Genomic DNA, 7,537 nt, shown 5'->3' on the forward strand with positions numbered 1-7,537 from the left:
AATCCCGTGGATCGCGTGATCACTTTGCTGATCAGCACGGCGGTTCGCACGACCGCTACGGACGACACGGGAGCAGGCCTTGGCCCCTTCAGCACGGACGACCAGGCACATTTTCGTCACCGGAGGCGTCGCCTCCTCGCTGGGTAAGGGCCTCACCGCCTCCAGCCTCGGCAACCTGCTGACCGCGCGCGGACTGCGCGTGGTGATGCAGAAGCTCGACCCGTACCTCAACGTCGACCCGGGGACGATGAATCCGTTCCAGCACGGTGAGGTCTTCGTCACCGAGGACGGCGCCGAGACCGACCTCGACGTGGGCCACTACGAGCGGTTCCTCGACCGGGCGCTCTCCGGCAAGGCCAACGTCACCACCGGCCAGATCTACTCGGACGTGATCGCCAAGGAGCGGCGCGGCGAGTACCTCGGCGACACCGTCCAGGTGATTCCGCACATCACCAACGAGATCAAGTCGCGGATCCTCGGCATGGCCGAGCCGGACGCGGACGGCCAGGTGCCGGACGTGGTGATCACCGAGGTGGGCGGCACGGTCGGTGACATCGAGTCGCTGCCGTTCCTGGAGGCGATCCGCCAGGTCCGCCACGACCTCGGCCGGGACAACTGCTTCTACCTGCACGTCTCGCTGGTGCCCTACCTGGCGCCGTCGGGCGAGCTGAAGACCAAGCCGACCCAGCACTCGGTGGCGCAGCTGCGCAGCATCGGCATCCAGCCGGACGCCCTGGTGCTGCGGTGCGACCGGGAGATCCCGGAGAAGGTCAAGGAGAAGCTCTCGCTCTACTGCGACGTGGACCGGGAGGCGGTCACCGCCGCCCCGGACGCGCCGAGCATCTACGACATCCCGAAGGTGCTGCACCGGGAGGGCCTGGACGCGTACGTGGTGCGCCGGCTCGGGCTCTCCTTCCGCGACGTCGACTGGACCAGCTGGGACGACCTGCTGGACCGGGTGCACCAGCCGCACCACACGGTCTCCGTGGCGGTGGTCGGCAAGTACGTCGACCTGCCCGACGCGTACCTGTCGGTCAGCGAGGCGATCCGTGCCGCCGGGTTCGGCCACCGGGCCCGGGTGCAGCTGCGCTGGGTGCCCAGCGACGACTGCGTCACCCCGGCCGGCGCGGCGGCCGCCCTGGCCGGCGTGGACGGCATCGTCATCCCCGGCGGCTTCGGCGTACGCGGCATCGAGGGCAAGATCGGCACCGCCCGGTACGCCCGGGAGAACGGGATCCCGCTGCTCGGCCTCTGCCTCGGCCTGCAGTGCATGACCATCGAGGTGGCCCGCCACCTCGCCGGCCTGGACGGGGCGAACTCGCTGGAGTTCGACGAGGACGCCAAGCACCCGGTCATCGCCACCATGGCCGACCAGGAGGACATCGTCGCCGGCAAGGGCGACCTGGGTGGCACCATGCGGCTCGGGGCGTACCCGGCGAAGCTGGCCGAGGGCTCGCTGGTCGCCGAGGCGTACGGCAGCGCCGAGGTCAGCGAGCGGCACCGGCACCGGTACGAGGTGAACAACGCCTACCGCGACCAGCTCACCAAGGCCGGCCTGCACATCTCCGGCACCTCGCCGGACGGCCGGCTTGTCGAGTTCATCGAGCTGGACCGGGGCCTGCACCCGTTCTTCGTGGCCACCCAGGCGCACCCGGAGCTAAAGAGCCGGCCCACCCGGCCGCACCCGCTCTTCGCCGGCTTCGTCAAGGCCGCCATCGCGTACTCCGAGGCCGACCAGCTCCCGGTCGACCTCGACGGCGCGCCGGTGGACGCCCCGACGGTGAAGAACGTCAGCCCCAACGGCAGCGCGGCCGCGGCGAAGGCGGCGTCGGCGTCGTGAGCGCCGTCGAGCACCGCTACGAGGTGACCGCCCACCGGGAGATCTGGTCCGGCCGGATCTTCTCGGTGGTCAGCGACGACGTCACCATGCCCGGCGGCGGCACCGCCGCCCGCGACTACGTCAGGCACGTCGGCGCGGTGGCCGTGGTGGCGCTCGACGACGCCGGCCAGGTGGTGCTGATCCGCCAGTACCGGCACCCGGTCGGCCGGCACCTGTGGGAGCTGCCGGCCGGGCTGATGGACGTCAGCGGCGAGGACCTGGCCGCCGCCGCGGCGCGGGAGCTGGCCGAGGAGGCCGACCTGACCGCCGGCACCATCGACGTCCTGGTCGACCTGCACAGCTCGCCGGGCTTCTCCGACGAGGTGGTCCGGGTCTTCCTCGCTCGCAACCTCGCCGACGTCCCGGCCGAGCAGCGGCACGACCGGCGTGACGAGGAGGCCGACCTCCAGGTCGTCCGCGTCGATCTCGACGAGGCGGTCGGGATGGTGCTGGCCGGGGAGATCACCAACGCCTCCTGCGTGGCCGGGCTGCTCGCCGCCGCCCGGGCCCGCGACACCGGCTGGTCGGCGCTGCGCCGGCCGGACGCGCCGTTGCCACGCTGAGACGTACGTACGACAGGGGCCGCGCGGTCACACCGCGCGGCCCCTGTCGTTCTTCCGGAGATCAGTCCCGCAGCGGCCGACCCTGCCCGTCGACGCCGCCGTTGACCAGGATCAGGATGCCGTCGATGAGGCCCCAGATGCTGCCGAAGCCGCAGGTCACGACGCTCACCACGAGCTGGAGAACGCCAGTCTTGGTGTCGCCCATGTAGAAGCGCCCGGCACCGAAGAAGCCGAGCACGATGCCGAGGACACCGGCGACGACCTTGCTTTTGTCCGAGACGCCCTGCGGGTACTGCGAGTAAGGAGGTGTGGTCATGAGCCGACACCCTAGTGATCGCCGGCGATCCTGTCGGCACCGCCGCGCCGCTGGTGCGACGATGGGCGCGAACACTGTCCTGACGGCTGAGGTGGTCTCCACCGCCGGCACGGTCGACGCCTGACACTTCGTCAGGACGACCGCGCACCGGGTGTCACTGTGCTGGCTCCCGGACAGTGCCGACGCGCCTAGACTGCCGCCGGCGGGACCGGTGGACCGCGTCGGCAATGGGGCCGGCGTGGCGCCGAGCAGTCGGGGGTCGGCAGCCCCGAAGAGAGGTGTCTGCATCGTGAAGGTCGGAATCCCACGCGAGGTCAAGAACCACGAGTACCGCGTGGCGATCACGCCCGCGGGCGTCAACGAGTTCACCCGCCACGGTCACGAGGTCTTCGTCGAGTCCGGCGCCGGTGTCGGTTCCAGCATCAGCGACGACGAGTTCGCCGCCGCGGGCGCGAAGATCCTGGGCACCGCCGACGAGGTGTGGGACGCCGCCGAGCTGGTGCTCAAGGTCAAGGAGCCGATCGCCGAGGAGTACCACCGGATGCGCGAGGGGCAGGTGCTCTTCACCTACCTGCACCTGGCCGCCTCGAAGGAGTGCACCGACGCGCTCGTCGACCGCAAGGTCACCGGCATCGCGTACGAGACGGTCGAGCTGCCCGACCGGTCGCTGCCGCTGCTCGCCCCGATGTCGGAGGTGGCCGGCCGGCTCGCCCCGCAGGTCGGCGCGTTCTACATGATGCGCACCGGCGGTGGCCGGGGCGTGCTGCCGGGCGGCGTTTCCGGCGTGTACGCGGCCAAGACCGTGGTCATCGGCGCCGGTGTCTCCGGCCTGAACGCCGCCGCGATCGCGCTGGGCCTGCAGTCCGAGGTGCTGCTGCTGGACAAGAACGTGGCCCGGCTGCGCCAGGCCGACGCGATCTACCGGGGCCACCTGCAGACGGTCGCCTCCAACGCGTACGAGATCGAGCGGGCCGTGGTGGACGCGGACCTGGTCATCGGCGCGGTGCTGGTGCCGGGTGCCAAGGCCCCGAAGCTGATCTCCAACGAGCTGGTGTCCCGGATGAAGCCGGGCAGCGTGCTCGTCGACATCGCCATCGACCAGGGCGGCTGCTTCGAGGACTCGCGCCCGACCACGCACGCCGACCCGGTCTACAAGGTGCACGACTCGATCTTCTACTGCGTGGCGAACATGCCCGGCGCGGTGCCGAACACCAGCACCTACGCGCTGACCAACGTCACCCTGCCGTACGCCCTGGAGCTGGCCAACAACGGCTGGCGCGAGGCGCTGCGCCGCGACCCGGCCCTCGCGCTGGGTCTGAACACCCACGACGGCCAGGTCGTCTACGGCCCGGTCGCCGACGCGCACGGCATGAGCACCCTGCCGCTGGCGGACGTGCTGGCCTGAGGGGCGACGGGCTGACCGGAACACTGGCCGGGGCCGGCGAGGGCGAACAGCCCGCGCCGGCCCTGCGTCGTGCCGTCCGCGGCTACCTCGACCACCTCACCGTCGAGCGCGGACTCTCCGCCAACACGCTCGCGTCGTATCGCCGGGACCTGGACCGCTACCTGGTCACCCTGGCCGCGGCCGGGGTGAGCGACCTGGCCGCCGTCGGCGTGGCCCAGGTCGAGGCGCACCTGGCCCGGCTGCGCGCCGGCGACGACGACCACCCGCCGCTGGCGGTGTCGTCGGCGGCCCGGGCCGCCAGCGCGGTGCGCGGCCTGCACCGCTTCGCGCTGCGCGAGGGGCTGGCCGGCGCCGACCCCAGCCGCGACGTCCGCCCGCCCGCCCCGCCGCGCCGGCTGCCCCGGGCACTGCCGGTCGAGGACGTGGTCCGGCTGCTGGAGACCGTCGGCGCGGCCACCGCCACCGGCGAGCAGGCGCCGCTCGCGCTGCGCGACCGGGCGCTCCTGGAGTTCCTGTACGGCACCGGGGCGCGGATCTCCGAGGCGGTCGGCCTCGCCGTGGACGACCTGGACACCGACGACGGCGCGGTGCTGCTGCGCGGCAAGGGCGGCCGGACCCGCCTCGTGCCGATCGGCGGGTACGCGGTCGAGGCGCTGCGCGGCTGGCTGGTCCGGGGCCGCCCGGGGCTGGTCGCCGCCGGCCGGGGCACCCCGGCGGTCTTCGTCAACGCCCGCGGCGGCGCGCTGACCCGGCAGGGCGCGTGGACGATCCTGCGCCGTGCCGCCGAGCGGGCCGGCCTGCCGGTGGACGGCCCCGGCGCGGTCTCCCCGCACACCCTGCGCCACTCGTACGCCACTCACCTGCTCGACGGCGGCGCCGACGTGCGGGTGGTGCAGGAACTGCTCGGCCACGCCTCGGTGACCACCACCCAGGTGTACACGTTGGTCACCGTGGAGCGGCTGCGCGAGGTGTACGCCACCGCGCACCCGCGCGCCCGCGGCTGAACCGGGGTCGACCGTCCGCACCGGTCGGTCCGCCCGACACGCCGACCGGGTACCGAACGCGCTGCTGGTGCGTGGCGTACAGTCGGCATCGGCGCGGACCTCCTGGGGCGACGTAACCGGGGTGCGCAGCGGCGCCGCGAAGGACGTCGGACGGCTCCGACGCCGGGTGGTCGTCGGGAGGGGGCAACGAGGACATGGCTGGCAACGGTGACCGTGCCGACGCCTGGACGTCGGAGCTCCGCGAGCAGCAGGCGTCGCTCGGCGCGGACCTGGGTCCGGCCGACCCGGCCGCGTACACGATGCGCAAGCCGATCCCGGAGCCCATGCCGACCGATCGGCACGGCCCGGCCCGGATCATCGCGATGGCCAACCAGAAGGGTGGCGTCGGCAAGACCACCACGACCATCAACCTGGGCGCCGCGCTCGCCGAGTACGGGCGCAAGGTGCTGCTGGTCGACTTCGACCCGCAGGGCGCCCTGTCGGTCGGGCTGGGGGTCAACCCGCACAACCTCGACCTGTCGGTCTACAACCTCCTCATGCAGGACGACGTCACCGCCGAGGACGTCCTGATCAAGACCGACGTGGCCGGCCTGCACCTGCTGCCCGCCAACATCGACCTCTCCGCCGCCGAGATCCAGCTGGTCAACGAGGTCGCCCGCGAGATGGCGCTGTCGCGCGTGCTGCGCACCGTGCGCAAGGAGTACGACTTCATCCTGATCGACTGCCAGCCGTCGCTCGGCCTGCTGGCGATCAACGCGCTGACCGTCGCGCACGGCGTGCTTATCCCGCTGGAGTGCGAGTTCTTCAGCCTGCGCGGTGTCGCGCTGCTGCTGGACACCATCGACAAGGTCCGCGAGCGGCTCAACTTCGACCTGGAGCTCGAGGGCATCCTCGCCACCATGTACGACAGCCGCACCACGCACTGCCGGCAGGTGCTCCAGCGCGTGGTGGAGGCGTTCGGCGACAAGGTCTACCAGACGGTGATCACCAAGACCGTCAAGTTCCCCGAGTCGACCGTCGCCGGCGCGCCGATCACCACGCTCGATCCGGCCTCGTCCGGTGCGCGCAACTACCGCCAGCTCGCCCGTGAGGTGATCGCCGCCCAGGCGGACCGGTAGCCCGGCGTGCACCAGGTCACCGGCCCGTCCAGCCCGTCCACTACGGTCGTCGGGTGACCGCACCACCCCTCGACCCTCCCGCCGCGCCGCACGACGCCGCCGACCCGGTGGTCGCCGCCGAGCTGGCCGCGGAGGTCGACGGTGTGCTGCCCGCCGGGGGCGCCCAGGAGACCAGCGGGTTCACCGTCCGGCTGGCCAACTTCACCGGTCCGTTCGACCTGCTGCTCCAGCTCATCAGCAAGCACAAGCTCGACGTGACCGAGGTGGCTCTGCACCGGGTCACCGACGAGTTCATCGCCTACATCCGGGCGATGGGCGACCAGTGGGACCTGGACGAGACGAGCGAGTTCCTGCTGATCGCGGCCACCCTGCTCGACCTCAAGGCGGCCCGGCTGCTGCCCGCCGCCGAGGTGGAGGACGAGGAGGACCTCGCCCTGCTGGAGGCGCGGGACCTGCTCTTCGCCCGGCTGCTGCAGTACAAGGCGTACAAGGAGGCCGCGGCGCACATCGCCGAGCTGGAGGCCGTCGGCGGCCGCCGCTACCCCCGCGCGGTCACCCTGGAGCCCCGGTACGCCGAGGCGCTGCCCGACCTGGTGCTCGGCATCGGCCCGGAGCGGCTGCTCAAGCTGGCGCTGAAGGCGATGACCCCGAGGCCGGTGCCCGAGGTCTCCATCGCGCACGTGCACACGGTCCGGGTCAGCGTCCGCGAGCACGCCGGGATCCTCGCCGAACGGCTGCGCCGCGCCGGCGTCGCCACCTTCTCGCTGCTCTGCGCCGACTGCGAGATCACCCTGGAGGTGGTGGCCCGCTTCCTCGCGCTGCTGGAGCTCTACCGGGAGGGGCTGGTCGCCTTCGTCCAGGAGCAGGCCCTGGGGGAGCTGACCGTCCGGTGGACCGGCCCCGCCGACGGCGACACCGACCTGCACGTCGACGAGTACGCCGGCTCCCCGGAACCGGAGACCTCCCCGGCCGCGGCCGCGCCGCCCGACGACGGTGCTGCCGCCGGCAGCGCGACCGGGCCGGCGGCGGGGGAGCCGGGCGACGAGACGGGAACGACGGAGGAGGTTTCGCGATGAGCGACGAGGAGCGCCGGGACTCCCTGGCTGACCAGGCCGCCGCCTGGGTCCCCCCGTGGGAACGTCCGATCCCGCCCCGCCCCGCGCCCGCGCCCGCGCCCGCGCCGGAGTTTCGCCCGGAGGACCCGGGCGAGGAGCGACCTCTGCCGGCGCCGGAGCCGTCCGAGACCTCGGCT

General features: G+C 72.7%; 7 protein-coding genes and 1 pseudogene. 7 read left to right on the forward strand and 1 reads right to left on the reverse strand.

Going from position 1 to position 7,537, the window contains the following annotated elements; all coding sequences use genetic code 11:
• Positions 1-79: 79 nt before the first annotated feature.
• Together pyrG and I8N68_RS30020 are read left to right on the forward strand one after the other, a co-directional pair.
• The gene (gene pyrG / locus I8N68_RS30015; RefSeq protein WP_200216290.1) at positions 80-1,840 is read left to right on the forward strand and encodes a CTP synthase; all 1,761 of its coding nucleotides are present in this window, start codon (positions 80-82) and stop codon (positions 1,838-1,840) included.
• Positions 1,837-2,442 (forward strand): NUDIX domain-containing protein, encoded by a 606-nt coding sequence (locus I8N68_RS30020; RefSeq protein ID WP_200216292.1) that lies wholly within the window; start codon positions 1,837-1,839, stop codon positions 2,440-2,442. The genes pyrG and I8N68_RS30020 overlap by 4 nt, the downstream gene beginning before the upstream one ends.
• Positions 2,443-2,503: 61 nt before the next feature.
• On the opposite strand, the gene I8N68_RS30025 is transcribed toward I8N68_RS30020, so the two are convergent.
• Positions 2,504-2,833: a TM2 domain-containing protein gene (locus I8N68_RS30025; RefSeq protein WP_307813033.1), complete on the reverse strand. Its 330-nt coding sequence runs from the start codon at positions 2,831-2,833 to the stop codon at positions 2,504-2,506.
• 214 nt (positions 2,834-3,047) lie between these two features.
• On the opposite strand from I8N68_RS30025, the gene ald reads away from it, so the two are divergent.
• The 5 genes and pseudogenes from ald to I8N68_RS33345 form a co-directional block, all read left to right on the forward strand.
• Positions 3,048-4,163, forward strand: a complete 1,116-nt coding sequence (gene ald, locus I8N68_RS30030; protein WP_200216297.1) for an alanine dehydrogenase — start codon at positions 3,048-3,050, stop codon at positions 4,161-4,163.
• An 11-nt stretch (positions 4,164-4,174) separates the two neighbouring features.
• Positions 4,175-5,167: a site-specific tyrosine recombinase XerD gene (locus I8N68_RS30035; protein ID WP_372433908.1), complete on the forward strand. Its 993-nt coding sequence runs from the start codon at positions 4,175-4,177 to the stop codon at positions 5,165-5,167.
• A 194-nt stretch (positions 5,168-5,361) separates the two neighbouring features.
• Positions 5,362-6,285, forward strand: coding sequence for a ParA family protein (locus I8N68_RS30040; RefSeq protein ID WP_200216299.1), 924 nt, complete (start codon positions 5,362-5,364; stop codon positions 6,283-6,285).
• Positions 6,286-6,338: 53 nt separating this feature from the next.
• Positions 6,339-7,361: a segregation and condensation protein A gene (locus I8N68_RS30045; RefSeq protein ID WP_200216308.1), complete on the forward strand. Its 1,023-nt coding sequence runs from the start codon at positions 6,339-6,341 to the stop codon at positions 7,359-7,361.
• Positions 7,358-7,537: pseudogene (locus I8N68_RS33345) on the forward strand (SMC-Scp complex subunit ScpB); the annotation flags it as partial. The gene I8N68_RS30045 and the pseudogene I8N68_RS33345, both read left to right, overlap by 4 nt.

The organism is Micromonospora coerulea, from assembly GCF_016598485.1.
Lineage (GTDB): Bacteria > Actinomycetota > Actinomycetes > Mycobacteriales > Micromonosporaceae > Micromonospora > Micromonospora coerulea.

Coding starts and splice junctions, on each gene's coding strand:
- I8N68_RS30040 (WP_200216299.1), top strand. CDS start 5,362: ATGGCTGGCAACGGTGACCGTGCCGACGCCTGGACGTCGGAGCTCCGC.